Raw genomic sequence first — 563 nt, forward strand, 5'->3', positions numbered from 1 at the left:
TTTTCATGCTCTTGCCCTGGCTATAATGTATTGGGTATCTAGAAATTATCTTGATGGTATAGCAGTCAAGTCAGTAATTTTTCACACTGCTTATAATTAGCCCGCCGTTTAATTTCTAGGCTCGCGCAATAGTTATCTAGCTTCTTAGGCCGACCTACAGCACCATGGAATACTTTGGTAAATTGGGTGGTGAGTTTTTGCCAGTTCTCTGGGGCGATGTTGAGTCTGTCTAGAATTGGTGAGCTGATTGGGCTTATATCGCCTCGCTTATCTGCCCGCATACATCGGCCAGTTAATTCTACCAGTTCTAAGTAGGACTTTAATTCAAAGGGTAAACCTTTGGGCATGTACTTTCGGGGGCTACCTGCAAAACGCGCCAAGTGTTTCGGTTGCTTGCCTTCTTTGGCATGTTCACAGCGGGTCTTAACACTCGTGTAGTCTGAGGTTTCTGGTTTATCTGCCATTTTGGCTCTAATTGGGTTTAAATCAACATACGCCATACAAGCTGCCAATGCCGCTTCATCAAGTAAAGCTTGTGATTTAAAGCGCCCCTCCCAAAATCG

At 44.4% G+C, this 563-nt stretch carries 1 pseudogene; it reads right to left on the reverse strand.

The annotated features are described in order from the left end of the window. Positions 1–65 precede the first annotated feature (65 nt). Positions 66–563: pseudogene (locus tag CWC18_RS19120) on the reverse strand (transposase); the annotation flags it as partial.

The organism is Pseudoalteromonas aurantia (genome assembly GCF_005886875.1).
Lineage (GTDB): Bacteria > Pseudomonadota > Gammaproteobacteria > Enterobacterales > Alteromonadaceae > Pseudoalteromonas > Pseudoalteromonas aurantia_A.